Origin of the sequence: Megamonas funiformis (assembly GCF_010669225.1) — a bacterium.
Classification (GTDB): domain Bacteria; phylum Bacillota; class Negativicutes; order Selenomonadales; family Selenomonadaceae; genus Megamonas; species Megamonas funiformis.
Genome location: NZ_CP048627.1, coordinates 158,233 through 178,822, shown reverse-complemented (window position 1 = coordinate 178,822; position 20,590 = coordinate 158,233). Strand labels below are relative to the sequence as shown.

17 protein-coding genes and 6 tRNA genes are annotated in these 20,590 nt (G+C 32.6%); 20 read left to right on the top strand and 3 right to left on the bottom strand.

Annotated features, from left to right (window positions below; genetic code table 11):
• Positions 1-32 precede the first annotated feature (32 nt).
• From GXM21_RS00800 to GXM21_RS00715, 18 genes are all read left to right on the top strand, one after another.
• Positions 33-1,271, top strand: a complete 1,239-nt coding sequence (locus GXM21_RS00800; RefSeq protein ID WP_008540119.1) for a multidrug effflux MFS transporter — start codon at positions 33-35, stop codon at positions 1,269-1,271.
• Positions 1,272-1,277: 6 nt separating this feature from the next.
• The gene (locus GXM21_RS00795) at positions 1,278-1,871 is read left to right on the top strand and encodes a TetR/AcrR family transcriptional regulator (protein ID WP_008540122.1); all 594 of its coding nucleotides are present in this window, start codon (positions 1,278-1,280) and stop codon (positions 1,869-1,871) included.
• Entirely contained in the window at positions 1,861-2,220 is a 360-nt protein-coding gene (locus GXM21_RS00790) for a cyclic nucleotide-binding domain-containing protein (RefSeq protein WP_008540124.1), read from the top strand. Before GXM21_RS00795 ends, GXM21_RS00790 begins: the two co-directional genes overlap by 11 nt.
• A gap of 513 nt (positions 2,221-2,733) precedes the next feature.
• Entirely contained in the window at positions 2,734-3,843 is a 1,110-nt protein-coding gene (gene tnpB, locus GXM21_RS00785; RefSeq protein WP_163604659.1) for an IS200/IS605 family element RNA-guided endonuclease TnpB, read from the top strand.
• A gap of 154 nt (positions 3,844-3,997) precedes the next feature.
• Entirely contained in the window at positions 3,998-4,333 is a 336-nt protein-coding gene (locus GXM21_RS00780; RefSeq protein ID WP_008540126.1) for a Crp/Fnr family transcriptional regulator, read from the top strand.
• A 63-nt stretch (positions 4,334-4,396) separates the two neighbouring features.
• A complete protein-coding gene (pth, locus tag GXM21_RS00775; RefSeq protein ID WP_008540127.1) occupies positions 4,397-5,005 on the top strand; it encodes an aminoacyl-tRNA hydrolase in 609 nt (202 codons plus the stop codon).
• Positions 4,998-6,236 (top strand): radical SAM family protein, encoded by a 1,239-nt coding sequence (locus tag GXM21_RS00770; RefSeq protein WP_008540128.1) that lies wholly within the window; start codon positions 4,998-5,000, stop codon positions 6,234-6,236. Before pth ends, GXM21_RS00770 begins: the two co-directional genes overlap by 8 nt.
• Positions 6,237-6,239: 3 nt before the next feature.
• Entirely contained in the window at positions 6,240-7,133 is an 894-nt protein-coding gene (locus tag GXM21_RS00765) for a phenylacetate--CoA ligase family protein (protein ID WP_008540130.1), read from the top strand.
• Positions 7,134-7,168: 35 nt separating this feature from the next.
• A complete protein-coding gene (locus GXM21_RS00760; protein ID WP_008540132.1) occupies positions 7,169-8,302 on the top strand; it encodes an exonuclease SbcCD subunit D in 1,134 nt (377 codons plus the stop codon).
• Positions 8,302-11,046 (top strand): AAA family ATPase, encoded by a 2,745-nt coding sequence (locus GXM21_RS00755; protein WP_008540133.1) that lies wholly within the window; start codon positions 8,302-8,304, stop codon positions 11,044-11,046. The genes GXM21_RS00760 and GXM21_RS00755 overlap by 1 nt, the downstream gene beginning before the upstream one ends.
• A 124-nt stretch (positions 11,047-11,170) precedes the next feature.
• A tRNA-Lys gene (locus GXM21_RS00750) sits at positions 11,171-11,246 on the top strand.
• 7 nt (positions 11,247-11,253) lie between these two features.
• Positions 11,254-11,328 (top strand) — tRNA-Glu (locus GXM21_RS00745).
• 5 nt (positions 11,329-11,333) lie between these two features.
• Positions 11,334-11,409: transfer RNA gene (locus GXM21_RS00740), tRNA-Val, on the top strand.
• 4 nt (positions 11,410-11,413) lie between these two features.
• A tRNA-Asp gene (locus tag GXM21_RS00735) sits at positions 11,414-11,490 on the top strand.
• Positions 11,491-11,499: 9 nt separating this feature from the next.
• A tRNA-Phe gene (locus tag GXM21_RS00730) sits at positions 11,500-11,575 on the top strand.
• Between the two features lie 11 nt (positions 11,576-11,586).
• Positions 11,587-11,662, top strand: a tRNA-Val gene (locus tag GXM21_RS00725).
• 125 nt (positions 11,663-11,787) lie between these two features.
• Positions 11,788-12,594, top strand: a complete 807-nt coding sequence (locus GXM21_RS00720) for an HAD family hydrolase (protein ID WP_008540136.1) — start codon at positions 11,788-11,790, stop codon at positions 12,592-12,594.
• Positions 12,595-12,624: 30 nt separating this feature from the next.
• Positions 12,625-13,476, top strand: a complete 852-nt coding sequence (locus tag GXM21_RS00715; RefSeq protein WP_008540138.1) for a PHP domain-containing protein — start codon at positions 12,625-12,627, stop codon at positions 13,474-13,476.
• A 46-nt stretch (positions 13,477-13,522) separates the two neighbouring features.
• Here the strand turns inward: GXM21_RS00715 and ilvA are convergent, their stop codons facing one another.
• The 3 genes from ilvA to GXM21_RS00700 form a co-directional block, all read right to left on the bottom strand.
• Complete coding sequence (gene ilvA / locus GXM21_RS00710) at positions 13,523-14,785, bottom strand: threonine ammonia-lyase (RefSeq protein ID WP_015563507.1); 1,263 nt, start codon at positions 14,783-14,785, stop codon at positions 13,523-13,525.
• Positions 14,786-14,925: 140 nt separating this feature from the next.
• Positions 14,926-15,939 (bottom strand): M23 family metallopeptidase, encoded by a 1,014-nt coding sequence (locus GXM21_RS00705; RefSeq protein ID WP_008540140.1) that lies wholly within the window; start codon positions 15,937-15,939, stop codon positions 14,926-14,928.
• A 142-nt stretch (positions 15,940-16,081) separates the two neighbouring features.
• Positions 16,082-18,001, bottom strand: coding sequence for an aconitate hydratase (locus GXM21_RS00700; protein ID WP_008540141.1), 1,920 nt, complete (start codon positions 17,999-18,001; stop codon positions 16,082-16,084).
• A 238-nt stretch (positions 18,002-18,239) separates the two neighbouring features.
• On the opposite strand from GXM21_RS00700, the gene GXM21_RS00695 reads away from it, so the two are divergent.
• Both GXM21_RS00695 and GXM21_RS00690 read left to right on the top strand, forming a co-directional pair.
• Entirely contained in the window at positions 18,240-19,577 is a 1,338-nt protein-coding gene (locus GXM21_RS00695; protein WP_008540142.1) for a citrate synthase, read from the top strand.
• Positions 19,578-20,576: an isocitrate/isopropylmalate dehydrogenase family protein gene (locus GXM21_RS00690; RefSeq protein WP_008540143.1), complete on the top strand. Its 999-nt coding sequence runs from the start codon at positions 19,578-19,580 to the stop codon at positions 20,574-20,576.
• Positions 20,577-20,590 lie beyond the last annotated feature (14 nt).

Here is a 20,590-nt window from a genome sequence, read left to right as displayed (position 1 = left end):
GTTGTTATATTTTTATAAAAAGGAGTATAAACATGTCTACAATGTCAAAAACAGATGCTAATATTAGCGAAAATAAAAATAATATTTTAATTACACTTTTAGCTTCAATCTGCTCATTAGGTCCGCTTGCTACTGATATGTATTTGCCAGCATTGCCTCAAATGACACTTGATTTTTCAACTACACCATCTATTATTCAATTAACACTTACATCTTGGCTTATTGGTCTTGCCATAGGGCAAGTCATAGCAGGACCATTAAGTGATATTTATGGCAGAACAAGACCTCTTGTTTTCGGTTTGATAATTTTTACTATCTCTTCTGTAGCTTGTATTTTTGCCCCATCTATTGAGCTTTTTATCTTTGCTCGTTTTATTGGTGGCTTTGCTGCTTCTTCTGCTTTAGTTGTCAGTCGTGCTATTGCCAGTGATATCTATAAAGGAACAATGCTCACTAAACTCTTAGCTACGATAATGATTATTCAAGGTTTTGCTCCTATAATTGCGCCAGTGCTCGGTGGTCAATTATTGCGTTTCTTCTCCTGGATAAGTGTTTTTGTTATTTTAACTCTTGCCGGTATCGGTATTACTCTTTTATCACTATTAAAATACAAAGAAACTCTTCCTGAAGAAAAACGTTTAAAAGGCGATATTGCCCATATTGTTAAAGTATTTTTCAGCTTATGTGCTAGACCTTATTTTGCTAGCTTATGTGCTATTCAATTCTTTGTTTTCTGTTCCTTGTTCGCTTATATATCTGGCATGCCTTTCATGCTTCAAGGTATTTATAATTTCACACCACAAGATGTTTCTCTCGTTTTTGCTTTCGTCGGTATCGGTATGATGATAGCTGGTAAAATCACTAATATTTTAACTGGTCGCATACCTGACTCTAAATTATTACTTATAGGACTTTGCCAAGGTTTGATTTTTGGTATATTATTTTTAGTAGGAATTGTTTTAGATTTTTCTATATATGTATTGATTATTTTATTGCTATTAACTCAAACAGCATTACCACTCACTGCTTCCACTAGTTTCTCTCTTGCTATGCAAACTCAAAAGAAAGTTGCCGGTAGTGCTTCTGCATTACTCGGATTTTTCTCCACAATCTCTGGTGGTTTCGTAGCACCTATTGTAGGTATTGGTGGTGGTACTACAGCTCTTCCTACAGCCTTAGTAATTGCTGTTGCTGAAGTTTTAGCATTGATTATCTTCTTAACTATCACTAGAAAATATGTTAAAACTATAGCTTCTAATACAAAAGGATAATTGCCTATGAAAACAAATACAAAAGATATCTTTATTGATACAGCCTCATCTTTATTTGCTAATCAAGGATATCACGCTACAGGAATTAGTGAAATTCTCAAAAAAAGTAATGCTCCTAAAGGTTCGCTTTATTATTATTTTCCCCAAGGAAAAGAACAACTTGCTCAAGAAGCTTTGCAAAAAACTGCTGAAAAAATTTCTACAGAAATTTTAGATGTATTAGCTAAAGCTTCTACACCGCTTGAAGGCTTGCAACAACATTTAATATATATTGCACAAAAGATTGAAAAAGATTTATTTCAACCAAATGTTTCCATAAGTCTAATAGCTTTAGAAACTTTTTCTTCTAATGAAATAATACGCCTAGAATGCGAACGTACTTTCCAGCAAATTCAAAATATCTATAAAAACAGCTTTTTAAAAATGGATTTGCACGAAGAATATGCTAATTTTCTAGCTATGACTATGGTCATGCTGACAGAAGGTGCCATTACTTTATCTTTAACTAAAAAAAATACTCAACCTTTACATCAATTAGCTAATAATCTGCCTTTGCTTATAAACTTTAATAATCTTTTAGGGGAAAATTATGCTAAATAATGATGATTTTAATTTATTAAATACGCTTTTTCCTGCATGGCAACAATTAACTACTAAACAACAACAAATCATTTCTCAAAATGCTTCTTTAATTCAAGTAAAAAAAAATAATTTTGTGCATACAACTAAAGAAGGTTGTTCTGGTATTTTAATCATCAAAAAAGGACAATTGCGAGTTTATACTTTATCTGAACAAGGTAAAGATATCACTTTTTATCGCTTAAATGATGGCGATATTTCCATATTATCTGCTTCTTGTGTGATTAAAGATATTACATTTGATTATTGTGAGCCGCACACTTGTGATTTTAATCATGAGTTAGGCGAACAAAATAGTCAGCGTATATAGAAATATGTACGTAGAGATAGACAAAGATCTATCCAATACTGTTTGAATTGCTGGAAAACCCTAAAGATATCTGAACTACAACGTAAACATGAAATAGAGTTAAGCGTGAATGTGGCGAAAGCAGAAAAAATCAGATATATAGCATAAGGTTAAATCCTAAGTGTTGAAAAATGGATAATCAGCAGCGAAGCTCCGAATAGGAGAACGTTCAACGACTATTCCTCTTGAGGGAAGTACTCAGTAAGCGATTGACTGAGGAAGTGGACAGACTCTAACAGGTAAAGCTGAGGGATAAGATATAGTCTGTGCCGTTATGAAAGTAACGGAAGTTCATAAGAGAACTGTATAGAAAGTAGCGTTTCTATATGAACGAGACCTCATAATACGACTAAAGTAGAACCTAGAGTTCTTGTATATGTTATTTAAAAATATATAAACACTTGCTATATTACTATAGATATGTAATGATTATATTAGATGATAGTATATCAAAAGAAAGCGTAAGTGTTTATTATGGAAAAAGCTTATAAATTTAGGATATACCCCAACAAAACACAAGAGTGTTTACTTCAAAAAACTTTTGGCTGTGTACGTTTTATATATAATCATTTTTTAGATAGAAGAATTAAAGCATATGAACAAAATAAGAAGACTATAAGTTATAACGAATGTTCAAAAGAGCTTACTCAATTAAAAAAAGAAAAAAAGTGGCTCAAAGAACCAGATAAATCCTCTTTACAAAATGCTTTAAAGAATTTAGATACAGCTTATAAAAACTTTTTTAATAGACAAAAAGCAGGCTTTCCTAAATTCAAATCTAAAAAGAATCGGTATAAATCGTATAAAACAAATATAACAAATAACAACATTGTATTTTTAGGAAATAAAATAAAATTACCTAAAATAGGCAAGATTAAAATAAGAGATAAATATTGCCAGATAGAAGGTAGAATTTTAAGTGCGACAATATCACAAACTCCCAGTGGAAAATATTACATTGCACTATGTTGTACAGACCTGCCTCAACCTGAATTTATCAGAACGAATAAATATGTCGGTTTAGATTTAGGGATAAAAGATTTTGTCATAACCTCAGATGCAGTAAAATATAGCAATCCTAAATATTTGCAAAAATCACTGACTAGATTAGCTAAACTCCAAAGAGAGCTTTCTCGAAAAACAAAAGGAAGTTCAAATTGGGAAAAGGCTAGAGTAAAAGTAGCAAAATTGCATGATAGAATTGCTAATCAAAGACATAATTTACTTCACCAAGTAACATGTCAACTTATCAGAAATTACGATGTAATCTGTCTTGAAGATTTGCAAGTTGAAAACATGATGAAAAATCATAAATTAGCAAGAAATATAGCTGATGTCATCTGGTCAGAGTTTATGAGACAACTAACATATAAAGCCAAATGGTTTGGCAGGGTTATTGTCAAAATAGATAAATTTTATCCTTCAAGTCAATTATGTCATATTTGTGGATATAAAAATACTGAAGTAAAAAACTTAAATATTAGAGATTGGAACTGTCCTAAATGTAAAACACATCATGATAGAGATGTAAATGCAGCTATAAATATTAGAAATGAAGGATTAAGAATATTAAACATAGCTTAAATATTAAATAATATATACAAGAACCGTAGGAACTATGGGGATAGCTCGGAGATACTGTATTCGTTAGAATACTTGACCGAGAACCCCGCGACTTTAGTCGTGGGAGGTTCAGATTTACATTGAAGCTTTAACTGATTGTGAGCTTATTCAAATCTTGCCTTGTGCTTTTGCCAAAGTCATGAATGAAAATATCCATCTTGAAGCTATCACTTATAAACTTGCTACTAAACGGTTATGCACTGTAACATGGGCTATGCAACAGATGATGTTCACCAGTTTTGATAAAAGACTTGCTGAGTTTTTACTCAATGAAAGTAATACCACTAATTCTGATGAAATCAATATGACTCATGAACAAATAGCCAAATTAATGGGTTCAGCTCGTGAAGTAGTAACGCGTATGCTCAAATATTTTTCTACAGAAGGATATGTAGAACTCACTCGTGGAAAAGTAAAAATCATAAATAAACAAGCACTAGAAAAACTCTAGTGCTTTTGTTTTTGTTTTTATGCTAAAATATTAATTATTATATATTATCTTGGAGGTAATTTAATGAAAATAATTGTAGGTCTTGGCAATCCTGGTAATGAATATGCCAAAACCCGCCATAATGTCGGTTTTATGCTCGTTGATGCACTAGCTGAGCATCTTAATATAAATCTTTGGAAAGATAAATTCAATGCTCAAATTGCGGAAGGTCGCATTGGCACTGAAAAAATCCTGCTAGTTAAACCGCAAACTTATATGAATAATAGCGGTGAAGCCGTTGGTCCTTTAATGCGTTGGTATAAAGTAACTCCAGAAGATATCATTGTAGCTCATGATGATATGGATATCCCTGCTGGCACTATTCGCATTCGCAAAAAAGGTAGTTCTGGCGGACACAATGGTATAAAATCTTTAATCGCTCATTTAGGCAGTGAAAATTTCCCACGTGTAAGACTCGGTGTTGGTAGACCTCTTCCTGGTTGGAGCGTAGTAAATCATGTTCTTGCTCCATTTCCTCAAGAAGATAAAACAGCTGTTGATGAAGCGATTAAATATCTTATCCCTGCTGTAGAATGTATCGTTAATGATTCTGTCGATATGGCTATGAATAAATACAATCCTAAAAAAGCAAAGAAAAATAAAGTAAAACAGGAGGATAAAAATAATGGCTGATATTCGTGCATTATATGCTGATGAAGATGGTAATATCCTAGATGCCCCAAAAGGTTTCAAAGCTTTAGCTAGAACTGGAACAGATATCATCGAACTTTCCCCAGATGATTTAATTCCACTTCCAGAATCTGCCGATTTAATGTTTTTACCAGACCGTTTACCACTTGCCAAATACGGTGATGAAATCATGCCTATCATGGGCAATGCCGTAGCTGCCATCTTGCCTGCTGGTTATACTCGTTTATATATGCCAGCTTTCAAAAAAGAAGATGACGCTCAAATGCTTCCACTTTATGGCTATACTGCTGTTGTTGTTTACAAAGATGAACTTTATGTAGCAGCTATGTACACTGATGAAAATGATAAATGGGACCCAGCTCATTACAATACTCGCAATTTGCATAAATTAGTTAAACGCGTTCAAAAAGATTTACCAGATAATCGCCTTGTTGAACATTTAGGTAATTGTTCTTTAACATGGCATTGTTGCACAGCTCAAAATCTATTTTATCGCCGTTGGGAAGCTGGTATTCCATCTTCTCCAGTTTGCAATGCTAATTGTTTTGGCTGTATCTCTCTTCAACCTGCTGAATGCTGTCCATCTCCACAAAGTCGCATAAAATTCCGTCCTACACCAAAAGAAATTGCTCAAATCGGTATCTATCATTTAGAAACAGCACCTGACGCTATCATCAGTTTTGGTCAAGGCTGTGAAGGTGAACCTTCTCTTGCTGTAGACAATATCGTGCCTGCTATTGAAAAAATCCGCAAAAAAACAGACAAAGGTCAAATCAATATAAATACTAATGCCGGCTATACAGAAGGTATCAAACGCATTGTTGATGCTGGTCTTGATAGTATGCGTGTAAGTATTATCAGTGCTATTCCTGAAAATTACAAAGCTTATTATCGCGGTAGTTATGAACTTGATAATGTAAAAGAATCCATTCGCTACGCTCATGAACATGGCGTGCATATTTCTTTAAATATGCTTTATTTCCCTGGCTTTAATGATAGTGAAAGTGAATTTAAAGCATGGAAAGAATTTTTACATGAAAATCCTGTAGATATGATTCAAATTCGCAATTTAAATATCGATCCTGATGCTTTTGCCGAAATCATGCCACCATTTACTAAAGCTATCGGCACTAAAGAATTTATTCGCCAATTACACGAAGAATTCCCTGATATCGTCATTGGTAATTTCAGTCATTATCAAAAAGGAGAATAAATCATGGTCATCAATCCCAGAGTAGAAATGATGCCAACTGAAGAAAAAGTTGAACTCATTTTACAACGCTTTCGCAAAAATCTTCGTTGGGCATTAGAAAAATCCTCTTTCTACAAAAAGAAATACAATGGTCTTGATATTCATGCTGAAGATATAAAAACTTTATCTGATATAAGAAATCTCCCTGTAACGACTAGAGATGAACTTATTCAAGCATCTGCCTTTGATTTATTAACAGGCCCACTTAGTCAAACTTTGCGTTTTAACCGAACAATCAGCGGTTTATATCGCGGTTTTACAGCAGACGATATTGCACGCAATATCGATATCGCTATCAGACCTTTAGCTAGCAATGATATTAATAAAACATCAACTTTGATTATCTGTGGTAATTATAGCTCTCAATATTTATTGGATTTACATTATGCAGCTGAAGCATTAGGTGCTACAGTACTTCCTTGTAATAGCGTAGATGCTGCTATTGATGTTATTGGCATTTTCAATGCTACATCTTTAATCATCAGTGCTAAAAATTTAAAAACTATGATTGAACGAAATGTTGATCACTTACCGCCAAAAATCATTGTTTTAATTGATAACTTCCAAGATACAACACTTGATGAAATCGAACATCATTTCCATCATCCATTAGCTAAAGTTTATATGTCTAAGTATTTTGGCTTTGCAGGTATCATTTTCACTTGTGAACATAATCATGTTCATGTACAAGATGATTATCTCTATCCAGAAGTTGTTGATAATAAATTAGTCATTACTCCTTTAACATTTGAAGCAATGCCTATTATTCGCTTCCAAACTAAACTGACAGCTTCTATTGATTATAAACATACTTGTGAATGTGGTCGTACTTTTGCCACTATACAATTAGAAAAATAAATCTCAATATATTTAATTTAGGAAAGGGATACTTTATGAAAATCATGCATTTGTCCGACCTTCATCTCGGTAAAAATCTCAATGGTTTTTCTCTATATGAAGACCAAAGGCATATCCATAAACAAATACTTCAAATTGCAAAAGAAGAAGCTATTGATGCTGTTATGATTGCTGGTGATGTATTTGATAAATCCGTTCCTACCAATCAAGCTATACAATTATTTGATGAATTTTTAACATCTTGGGCAGAGTTACATCTGCCCGTTTTTATTATCAGCGGTAATCATGATAGTGCCCAACGTGTAGCTTTTGGAGCGAATTTATTTAAAGACAATAATATTTTTATCTCACCAATCTATGATGGCAAAATCTCTCATATCACTTTAAAAGATGAACATGGCAATATCAATTTTTATCTTTTGCCATTTATTAAACCAGCTATTGTAAGAAGTTATTTTCCTGATGAAGAAATCACCTCTTATAATCAAGCAGTAAAAGTAGCTCTAAAGCAAATATCTTTAAATCCAAATGAACGCAATATTTTAATCGCTCATCAATTCGTAACAGGTGCTTACACTTGCGACTCTGAAGAAATTATCGTCGGCGGTATAGATAATGTCGATGCCCAATTATTTCAAGATTTCGATTATGTAGCACTTGGTCATTTGCATACACCGCAAAATGTTTTAAATGAAAAAATTCGTTATTGCGGAACTTTATTAAAATATTCTTTTTCAGAAGCTAATCAAGAAAAAACTGTTACTATCCTTAATTTTCCCCAGAAAAACAAATTGACCATTTATGAAAAAAAACTTTCATTTCTTCATGATATGCGTAAATTAAAAGGCTCTTATGCAGAATTAACGCTAAAGAGTAATTATGAACAGACGAATACAGATGATTATTTAGCCATAACACTCACTGATGAAGAAGATATTCCTGATGCCATCAATCGCTTGCGTTCTATCTATCCTAATATCATGCAACTGACATATGATAATCTTCGCACCAAGACAGTTCAAAATATCGAAACTACAGATATTGCCAATTTAAAAACACCATTAAATCTCTTTGAAGAATTATATTACAAACAAAATAATCAAAATTTAAATGATAATCAAATAGATATTTTACAAGAATTAATCCAAGATATCTGGGAGGAAAAATAATGCGTCCTTTGAAATTAACTATATCAGCTTTCGGTGCTTATGCTGATAAATGCGAATTGGATATGAGTCTATTAGGCAATAAAGGTATTTATCTAATCAGTGGCAATACAGGTGCAGGCAAAACTACAATTTTTGATGCTATTACTTTTGCCCTCTATGGTCATACTAGTGGTGGCATCCGTGAAAATGAAATGCTTCGCAGTAAATATGCCGACAAAAACACGCCTACATTTGTAGAAATGGCTTTTTTATACAACAATAAATCATACACTATTCGCCGTAATCCTGAATATCTTCGCCCTGCCAAAAAAGGAAATGGCTTCGTCAAAGAAAAAGCTCAAGCAGAATTTTATCCACCCAATCAACAGCCAATAACAGGCATAAAAGAAGTGAACTCTTCCATAAATGAGTTAATCGGTCTTGATGTAAATCAATTCACACAAATAGCCATGATTGCTCAAGGAGAATTTTTAAAATTAATCCATGCTTCGACAAAAGAACGCAGTGATATTTTCCGCAAAATCTTCAATACTAAACCATATCAACAATTACAAGAAAAATTAAAAGAACGCTTCAATGCCCTCAAAAAAGATTTTCTCCTGATTGATAACAGTATTAAGCAATATATAGAAACAATCATACTTCCTGAAAATATGAATTATGACTTCAATCCATTGATGCCTAAAGATTGCCTTGTAAATTTAGAACAAATCATTAATCAAGATAAAAATGATTTAAAACAATTAGAAAAAGATTTTACGGTTTTAGAACAAAATATCAAAGAAAATGAAAAAATTATAAATACTGCTATTAATCAACAGCAAATACAGCAAAAAATCAATGAATATCAGTCAGAATTAACAACTAAAGCAAAAATACTCCCTAGCATTCAAAAAAAATTATCCCTAGTACAAAAAGATTTTGAAATAAAATCTACTTCACTAAATGTAAATATTGCCAAATTAACAGAAGAATTACCTAAATATCAATATATATCTAAACAGCAAAATCTCTTACAAACAGCAAAAAAAGCATTGCAAAGCAAACAACAACAAATGGCAAATGATGAAGCCACTTTAGCAAAATTAACGCAAACTATAAATGATATACAAACAGATTTAAAAACTCTAACAGATATAAATGTACAGATTGAACAAACAAATTCTGCACAAAAAGAAAATAATCAACGACTACAAAATTTAACAAAACTCTCCACACTACTTGAAGAATATAAACAAACATCTTTAAAACACAAAGAATATAAGACAAAATGGCAACACGAGCAGGCAAAAGTTGCTGAATTAGAACAAATTTATAATCAACAAAATCACTTGTTTTTAGCAGAACAAGCAGGCATTTTAGCCAAAGATTTAAAACCATACACACCTTGCCCTGTTTGCGGTTCTACAAATCACCCACAATTAGCCAAAATATCTACGTTGGCACCAACTCAAGCAGAACTTGAACAATTAAAAAATAGATGCGATATTTTCTCCAAAAAATTGAATGAAATTACCCAATTAGCTAGCGAATTAAATGGTAAATTGCATAATCTTTTTACAGAAATAAAAGCACAAGCAGAAAATATTTTAGGTAACTTCACGCAAAAAACTATCTTTCATGATGTAGAAATAAAAAAATCTGAACTTCTAAACGAAAAAAATCAGCTTGATAAGCAATTAATCCAGTTAAATAAATTAAGTCAAAAACAAATAAACTTAAATGCACAATTAGAAAAAAATCTATTATTGCAAAAAAATTTAGAGCAAAAACTTCTAACATTAAATACTTCTATCGTTAAAGAAAATACAGATATTGAAATCTTAACAACTGAAATCAATACCTTAACTAAAGCTCTTTTATTCACTGATGAAAATGAAGCTAGAAAGCAACTTCAAAAATATAAACAAACACAAAATTATTTACAACAAAATCTCGCTACTACTCAAACTGAATTTGATAGATTAAATCAATCACTTGTAGAAATCAAAGCAAAAATCGCCTCACTACAAACACAACTCACACCTCAAAATTATGATTTAAACGAATTAGAAAAAATTCAACAAGAGTATTTATCAGCAAAAGAAAATTTAATGCCTCAAATACAAAAACTGCATACTAGAATTACTACTAATCACCAAATTCAACAAAAATTAATGAAAAAAATCGAACTATTAGATACTAAACAATCCCTTTATAGCAATATACAAGCACTCTACACTACAGCTACAGGTTCAGTTGCCGGCAAAGAACGCATTATGCTTGAAACTTATGTACAAATGCACTATTTCGATCGAATTTTAATACGAGCTAATACTCGTTTAATGATGATGACACAAGGTCAATATGAATTAGTGCGTTGTAAATCAAGTGAACAACTTCGCTCGCAAACTGGTTTAGAATTAGATGTAATCGATCACTATAACGGCACGACTCGCAGTGTAAAAACTCTATCTGGTGGCGAGTCCTTCAAAGCTTCCTTATCTTTAGCTCTCGGTTTATCTGATGAAATCCAATCTTTTGCCGGTGGCATTCATTTAGATACTATGTTTATTGATGAAGGTTTTGGCTCTTTAGATAGTGAATCACTTGCTCAAGCAATCAAAGTTCTTTCTCAATTATCTCAAGGAAATAAATTAATCGGTATCATCTCTCACGTAGATGAATTAAAAGAAAAAATTGATAAACAAATTCAAATCACCAAAAATCATGAAAAAGGTAGCACGGCTAAAATCCTTATTTAACAAGGGTTTTAGCCCCTTTTTTTACAAAGCAAAAAAAACTTTAATTTTTTTCAAAAAAAGTGTTGACATTTGTTTCAAAGTTCTATATAATAATCTACGTTGTCAAGCGACAACAACGCAATACGGTTCACTAGCTCAGTTGGCAGAGCACCTGACTTTTAATCAGGGTGTCCCGAGTTCGAATCTCGGGTGAGCCACCATTACAATGGCGCGTTGGTCAAGTGGTTAAGACACCGCCCTTTCACGGCGGCTTCATGGGTTCGAATCCCATACGCGTCACCATATTTGGGCGATTAGCTCAGCTGGGAGAGCGCTTGCCTTACAAGCAAGATGTCAGCAGTTCGATCCTGTTATCGCCCACCACTACGGCCCGGTAGTTTAGTTGGTTAGAATGCCGCCCTGTCACGGCGGAGGTCAGGGGTTCAAGTCCCCTTCGGGTCGCCATTTTTATTTGCCTCGGTAGCTCAGTCGGTAGAGCAGGGGACTGAAAATCCCCGTGTCAGTGGTTCGATTCCGCTCTGAGGCACCATTTTTTTATTTGGGCGGTTAGCTCAGCTGGGAGAGCGCTTGCCTTACAAGCAAGATGTCAGCAGTTCGATCCTGTTACCGCCCACCATAATGAAATATCTACACTACCCTCTCTCATTAAAGGGTAGTTTTTTTATACCCAAATTTAAGTATTTATGATAAACTTTCTATATAAAATTATTTTTACCAAAATTTGATAAAGGAGTCTGCTATATGATTAAATGGATTATCTCCGATATGGACGGTACTTTACTTGTTGAACCTAATAAATTACCTGATGATTTTGATGAAATTATGGATTTATTAAAACAACATAATATTATGTTTTCACCTGCTAGCGGACGCCAATATCAAGCACTCGTTTCCCAATTTCCTAAATATAAAGATGATTTACTTTTTATTTCTGAAAATGGAACTTATGTCTGCCAACATGATAAAGAAATTTTCTCTGCTACATTACCAGATACTGCTGTACAAAAAATTATTGATGAAACTGCAAAATTGCCAAAAGTAGAAATTGTATTAAGCGGTAAAAAAGGTGGCTATATCATCTCTCAAAATAAAGAATTTCATGATGAATTAAATCTTTATTACACTCAATATAAAATTCTTCATGATTTTTCTGAAGTTGATGATGAAATTATTAAAATTTCTCTTTGTGATTGTTTTAATCGCGATTCTTTAAATAATGTCTATAAAAAATTCTTACCTTTAGCTGATGAAATGCAAGTAGTTTTAAGCAGTGATATCTGGGTGGATATCATTCCTTTAGGCATCAACAAAGGTGTAGCTATCCAAAAATTACAGAAAAAATTAAATATAAAACCAGAAGAATGTGTCGCTTTTGGCGATTATTTAAATGACTATGAAATGATGCAATCTGTATATTATAGTTATGCTATGGAAAATGCCATTCCTGAATTAAAGAAAGTAGCTCGCTATATAGCACCACCAAATTATAAAAATGGTGTAGTTAAAACAATTCGTCAATTACTTGCTCAACAAGAAAGCAATCATTGATTAAATATCAAATAGAAAGAAGCTAATATTATGAAATTAGATTATCATATGCATTTTGAATATGGCTCTTATGATGAAAATTGGGTCAAAGGATTTTTTGATAGTGCTAAAAATCATGGATTGACAGAAATCGGCATCTCTGAACATAGCCATACTTTTCCTGAATTCAAAGATTTATATTATCAAGATTTAATTTTAGATGATAGCTTTGTAGGTAAATTCCAACAGCAATGGTTAAAGAAAAATAAATTCAAATACACTTTAGATGATTATTTTAACTTTATGGCTAAATTGCGAAAATTAGGCTACAAGGTTAAAACAGGAATTGAAGTATGCAATTTCCAAGACCAAGAAAAAGTAAAAAGTATTTTAGCACCATATGATTTTGATTATATCATTGGCTCTATCCATTTTCTTCATGGTTGGGCTTATGATTCTTCAGAAATAAAAGATGAATGGAATAATCATACTTTAGAAGAAATCTATGATTGGTATGCACAAGAAGTTGAAAAACTCTGTGCTAGTAAAATTTATGATGTTTTAGGTCATCCATTTAATATTCGTTTATTTAAAAATATACCAGATTTTGATGTTACACCTTATTTAGTCCGTGTAGCCAAAGCTGTTAAAGAAGCTAATATGGCTATCGATATCAATACTGGTACTTTATATCGCTATCCTATAGCTGAAATTTCACCATATCCTGATTTTATGAAAATCGCTGTAGAATACAATCTTCCTATTATCACTTCTTCTGATGCACATAAACCAGAACATTGTGGTAATCATATTGATGATGCTATTTCATATGCAAAATCTTTTGGCTATAACCAATCTATACGTTTTACAAAAAGACAACGTGAATTTGTAGAATTAGGCTAATATAATTAAAAAGACGATAACTTTTAATAGTTATCGTCTTTTTTTATTAATATATTTTCTTAACTTTAAAACCATGTTCATGTAAGCTATGAGTAATTTGTTGAATATGCTCTATACCATTTGTTTCAACAGTTACTTCAAGCACTACTTTTTTGAAGCTATCTGTTACTTTAGCCTGATTATGGTCTAGTTTAATTACATTGGCATTTAAATCTGCTAAAATTTGAGAAATTGCCAATAACTGACCTGGTTTATCTGGAAGTTGTACACTAAAGCAGAATACTCGACCACGAGCGATTAAAGCTTTATCAATAAGTGCTGAAATTGTAGAAATATCAATATTACCACCACTTACAATAGCAGCTACTTTTTTACCTTTGAATTGTAATTTTCTACTAGCTGCTAAAGATAATACGCCCGCACCTTCAGCAATCAATTTATGTTTTTCAATCAAAGATAATAAAGCTGACATAATTTCAAATTCAGAAACTGTGATTACTTCATCTACATATTTTTTAATGAATTCAAATGTTACATCACCTGGTGTTTTTACTGCTGTACCTTCTGCTACAGTATCAACGCTTGGCAAAGATACTACTTTATTTTCCTGAAGTGATGCCTTGATACAAGCTGCTCCACAAGGTTCTACACCGATTACTTTTACATGTGGATTTACCATTTTAGTCGCAAGTGCTACACCACTGGCAAAACCGCCACCACCGATAGGTACTAAAATCGCATCAACATCTTTTAAATCATCAATGATTTCTAAAGCTGTAGTACCTTGACCTAAGATAACTTCGATATCATTAAATGGGTGGATAAATGTATAATTAAATTCTTGTTGTAATTCTACTGCTTTTGCTGCCGCATCATCAAAACTATCTCCAGATAATACAACTTCTGCTCCATAAGCACGAGTTGCTTCTACTTTTAATAATGGAGTAGTCGCTGGCATAACAATTACAGCTTTAACGCCTAATTGTTGAGCTGCATAAGCTACACCTTGAGCATGATTACCAGCTGAAGCTGCAATTACACCATGAGCTTTTTGTTCTTCACTCAACTGACTAATGCAGTTATACGCTCCGCGAAGTTTGAAAGAACCTGTTTTTTGCAAGTTTTCAGGTTTTATATATATATCATTATGTGATAAATTGGAAAAATAATCACTGTAGATTAATTTAGTTTTGTATATAACACCATCTAAATTTTTAACAGCACGATATACATCAGCTATAGTTGTTTTTTCTACTATTTCTTGTGGTGTTAATTTTACTTCTACTTGCTCTTTAGCCAATAAAACCATCTCCTTTTTGTTTACTTAAAATTATGTAGATGTTTTCTATTATATCATAAAATTAACAACTTTACATATATAAAAAATTGTAAATAAAAAAAGTGATGAATTAAACTCCTATTTAGTCTAATTCATCACTGTTATTTTTATTAGTTAAATAAATATCCAGATGGGTCTACAGCTTGTCCATTTATACGAACTTCATAATGTACATGAGGGCCTGTTGAAAAGCCTGTACTTCCCATATAAGCAATAATCTGTCCACGTTTTACTTGTTGACCAGCAGATACTACTACATAAGAAGCATGTCCATAACGAGTCATCACTCCGTTGCCATGGTCAATATCTACCATATTTCCATATCCGCCAGAATTCCAACCAGCAATGCTGACAACGCCATCAGCTGTTGCTCTAATTGGTGTTCCCATATCATTTGCAATATCAATACCAGGGTGGAAATCACTACCGCCCCAACGAAGACCATATGGTGAACTTACTACACCTTTAGCTGGCCAAATAGATGGAGTAATAGATATGGTCTGATTAGCAATTGCTACTTGCTGACGTTTCATCATGATAGCAGTCTGCAAACGTTTTTTCAATTCTTCCATATTATTTAGTTTACCATTCATTGTATTTTCTACAGTATCTAAGGTAAGACGTACATTTTCTATAGTAGGTGTTTGCGGATAAGGTCCACCTTGTCCATTTTGTTCTGGATTTACACTATCTCCATTATTTCCTTCTGGAAGTTCTATACCAGATAATTGTTTTAATTCATTTTCCAAATTATTTAATTGGTCCATATCTTCTTTTAAGCTATTAGCTTTTTTATCAAGTTCAGATAATTGTTGCTGTTGAAGTGCATTTGCTTCTTGCAATTCTTGTAAATGCTGTTTATCTGCTTGATTATTGAAATATACATAACCTGCAAAACTTAATGAACCAACGACTAATACTATCATAATAACTACAGATGCCATCACATATCTGAGCATATTTTTACTTATAGTAAATAATTTTACATCATCTGTTTTATTAGGTATGATTTTTATTGTATATTCATCATTTTTTACTACTTTTTTATCTTCTTTTATATCTTCTATTTCTGTTTCTGTATTATTTTGTTCAGTAGCTTGTTTATTTAACTCTTCCTGACTCAAAACTTAAACCTCCTGTATCTTTAAATAATAAATAATAGTAAACATTTATTTCCTAATTTCTTATTATAACATAAATAAAAAGCATTTTGCCTTGCAAATAGCCAAGCAAAATGCTTTTTTTCATTAAAATTCAATTAAGATTTTATTTACCCATTTTTATATAATTTAAACGACCGCCAGCCATTAAAATATCAATATCTAATTGAGATAATGCATGATTTACGGCAAAAGAAGTTTTCTTAGTAACATTTTCTACCATCATAGCTTTTCCTGGAGCAAGCTGATGTAAATTACTGATTTTCAATACATCGCCTTCATCAATAGTATCATAATCTGCTTCATTTGCAAAAGTGAATGGTACGATACCAAAGTTTATAAGATTAGCTTGATGTATACGCGCAAAGCTTTTAGCGATAACAGCTTTAATGCCTAAATACATTGGTGCAAGTGCTGCATGTTCACGGCTAGAACCTTGACCATAGTTTTGACCTGCAACGATAAAGCCACCGCCAACAGATAAGCAATGTTGTTTAAATCCAGCTTGTACATCACGGAAAATAAATTCAGATATTTTTTCAATATTAGAACGGAATGGCAATACTTTTGCCCCTGCTGGAGCGATATGGTCTGTAGTGATATTATCTACTACTTTAATTACTACTTGTTTTTCTACAGTATCAGCAAGTGGAGTATTTTCTGGAATTGGTTTAATATTTGGACCACGAACGATTTCCACATTTTCAGGATGCTGTTTTTCTGGAGCAATAATCATGCTGTCATCTACTAAGAAATGATCAGGTTCTGATGGAATATCAAATTCAGCTTCTCTAGGGTCAGAGATAACACCTTTTATAGCACTATAAGCAGCTACTTCTGGAGAAACAAGACATACATTAGCACTTAAGGTACCACTTCTACCATAGAAATTGCGGTTGAAAGTACGAAGTGACCATGCATTTGTAATAGGAGATTGACCCATACCGATACAAGGACCACAAGTACATTCAAGCATTCTAGCACCACTAGAGATTAAATCTGTTAATGCTCCATTTTGAGAAAGCATAGTCAATACTTGTTTAGAACCTGGAGAAATACATAAGGATACATTTTCAGCAACTGTTTTATTTTTTAATATAGAAGCGACAATCATCATATCTCTATAAGAAGAATTTGTACAGCTACCAATAGCAACCTGGTCTATTTTTTTGCCAACAACTTCACTGATGGATTTTACGGCATCAGGGCTATGAGGCATAGCAATCATTGGTTCTAAATCATCTAAATTGATTTCATATGTTTCATCATAAACAGCATCATCATCTGCACTTAAAGCTACGAAACAATCTTCACGATTTTGTTTTTTCAAAAATTCATATGTTACTTCATCGCTTGGGAATATAGATGTAGTAGCACCGAGTTCTGCACCCATATTTGTTATAGTAGCACGTTGAGGAATATTTAAAGTTTTTACACCTTCACCTGTGTATTCAATAACTTTACCTACGCCACCTTTTACAGTCATAAGCTGTAAAACTTTTAAAATAATATCTTTAGAACTTACACCTTTATGTAATGCACCTGTAAGTTTTACATTTACCACTTTTGGCATTTTTAAATTAAATGGACGTCCTGCCATAGCACAAGCAACATCAAGTCCACCAGCACCAATAGCCAATGCACCAATACCACCAGCTGTAGGAGTATGAGAATCACTTCCTAATAAAGTTTTACCTGGAGCTGCAAATCTTTCCAAATGTACCTGATGGCAAATACCATTACCTGGACGAGAAAAGTAAATACCATGTTTGTTTGCTACTGTTTGTAAATATTTATGGTCATCAGCATTTTCAAAACCACTTTGAAGTGTATTGTGGTCTACATAGCTTACGGATAATTCTGTTTTAACTTGGTCTACACCCATAGCTTCTAATTGTAAATAAGCCATAGTTCCTGTAGCATCTTGTGTTAAAGTCTGGTCAATTTTAATAGCTATTGGACAACCACGGTCCATAGTGCCTTCTTGTAAATGAGCTTTAATTATTTTTTCTGTTAATGTAGGCATCTTTAGCTCTCCTTTACTTTTTTAGTATACATAAGAACAATATTTTCATTATAACATAAATTATTACGATTTGTGTATCAATACAGTAAACATTTACTATAAAAATATTGTATACAGTGTATATTTGACTTTTATATAAGATATTTTTTGTGATATAATAGACAAGTATCTTTTTATATAATATGTTTTTTATAAACTCATCGTTAATATCAATTCAATAGAAAAGGAGAATTAGTCTATGGATAATACGTTCTTAGCTCAATTCTACGGAAAATCACAAAATTATACAGATATTCCTAATCATTTATATAAAGACTACAATGTAAAAAAAGGTTTACGTAATGAAGATGGTACAGGTGTTTTAGTAGGTCTTACTCGTGTTGCAGACGTTGTAGGTTATACATACAATGAAGATGGTACAAAAGTAGATACTGAAGGTACTTTATTTTTTCGTGGTATAGATATCAATGAAATAGTAAAAAATCGTCATGATTTACGCTATATTTATGAAGAAGCTTGCTTTTTATTATTATTTGGTTACTTACCAAAACAAAAAGAATTAGAAAACTTTTGCGAACTCCTTCAAGAAAACTATGAACTTCCTGATGATTTCTTAGAAATGAATTTACTTCGCATGCCTGGTAAAAATCTAATGAATAAATTGCAACATGCAATTTTGACTTTATATAATTATGATGAAGACCCAGATAATACCGATGTATATGAAACATTATTAAAAGGTATTCAAATCATGGCAAAATTGCCGTCAATCGCTTGTTATGCTTACCAATCAAAAATGCACTATTATGAACATAAAAGTTTAGTTATTCATTATCCTCATAAAGATTATTCTACTGCCGAAAACATTTTATATATGCTTCGTTCTGATAGTAAATTCACCAAACAAGAAGCAAATCTTTTAGATATTATGCTATTGATTCATGCTGACCATGGTGGCGGTAATAACTCCACTTTTACTAATGTTGTAATTTCTTCCACTGATACGGATATTTATTCTGCTGTATCTGGCTCTATTGGTTCACTCAAAGGGCCTCGTCATGGTGGTGCTAACATTAAAGTTGCACTAATGATGGACGCTATCATTGCTGAAATCGGTTATACTCGCGATGATAATAAAATTAAAGATATTGTACGTAAATTATTGAATAAACAATTCTACAATAAATCTGGTCTAGTATATGGATTTGGTCATGCTGTATATACACTTTCTGATCCACGTGCTGAAATTCTTCGCCATTACTGTGGTATCGTCGCTCATGAAAAAGGTCGCGATGAAGAATTTGAATTCTATTTGCGTTTTGAACGTATCGTAAAAGAAACGCTAATGGAAATGAAAGGTCTTACTGCTTGTGCTAACGTTGATTATTACAGTGGTTTTGCCTATGATATGCTCGGCATTCCTCGTGATATGTTTACACCATTATTTGTAATCAGTCGTATGGTTGGCTGGCTCGCTCATAATTTAGAAAATAAACTATATGATGGTCGCATCATGCGTCCTGCTACAAAATATGTAGGCGAATTAAATTATTATGTACCTATGGAGGATAGATAAATGAGTAATACTATTACTGTATTTAAAGGCGACGGCATTGGTCCAGAAATCACCGATGCTGTTTTAAAAATTTTAGACAAAGCTGGTGCTGATCTTAATTATGAAATTTTTAATGTTGGCGCTAAAGAATATGAAACAAATGGAAAACTAATTCCAGATGCTGCTTTTGCTTCCTTTGATAAAACTAAAGTATTGTTAAAATCTCCAATTACTACTCCTATTGGTAAAGGATTCCGTTCATTAAATGTAACTTTACGTAAAAAGTATGATTTATATGCTAACATTCGCCCTGCTAAATCAAATAATGCTGTAAAAACTGCATTTAAAGATGTTGACCTAATTGTTTTCAGAGAAAATACTGAAGACCTTTATGTAGGTGTAGAAGAACAAATTGATGAAAATACTGTTCATGCTACAAAAATAATCACTCGCCATGCTAGTGAAAGAATTATTAAAGATGCTTTTGAATACGCTAAAGCTCATAATCGCAAAAAAGTAACTTGTGTACACAAAGCTAATATCTTGAAAATGAGTGATGGTTTATTCCTCAACATTTTCTACGACATCGCTAAAAATTATCCAGAAATCGAAGCTAATGATAAAATTGTTGATAATACTTGCATGCAACTTGTAATGAACCCTCAACAATTCGATATCATGGTTATGCCAAATCTCTATGGAGATATTGTTTCTGACCTCACTAGTGGCTTAATCGGTGGACTTGGTTTATTGCCATCTAGCAATCTCGGTAAAGATTATGCTATGTTTGAAGCAGTTCATGGTAGCGCACCAGATATCGCCGGTAAACATATAGCAAATCCTACAGCACTTTTATGGTCTGCTTGCATGATGCTTGAATATCTTGGTCAAAATGATGTTGCTAGCAAAATCAGAAAAGCTGTTGATGAAGTATTAAACGAAGGAACAACTTTAACACCAGACCTTCATGGTACAGCTACAACAGAAGCATATTGTGATGCTATCATAGCTAAACTATAAAAAAAGCTGTACAG